The 240-nt window shown below is 49.2% G+C and carries 1 tRNA gene; it reads left to right on the top strand.

Annotated features, from left to right (window positions below):
• Positions 1–78 precede the first annotated feature (78 nt).
• Positions 79–165: transfer RNA gene (locus tag AC973_RS07485), tRNA-Ser, on the top strand.
• The last annotated feature ends 75 nt before the right edge of the window (positions 166–240 follow it).

Genomic DNA, 240 nt, shown 5'->3' with positions numbered 1-240 from the left:
TGGTAGTAGCGCTTGACTGTTAATCAAGATGTCGTAGGTTCGAGTCCTACTTGCGGAGTTGGTAGAGTTCCTTGCCTTGGAGAGTTGTCCGAGAGGCCGAAGGAGCACGATTGGAAATCGTGTAAACAGGAAACTGTTTCGAGGGTTCGAATCCCTTACTCTCCGTAAAAAAATATTTTATGGCCCGTTGGTCAAGCGGTTAAGACACCGCCCTTTCACGGCGGTAACACGGGTTCGAGT

This window comes from Carnobacterium sp. 1290_CSPC (assembly GCF_001053265.1).
Classification (GTDB): domain Bacteria; phylum Bacillota; class Bacilli; order Lactobacillales; family Aerococcaceae; genus Aerococcus; species Aerococcus urinaeequi.
The sequence above is the reverse complement of the archived record's forward strand: the minus strand, read 5'-3'. Positions and strand labels throughout refer to the sequence as shown.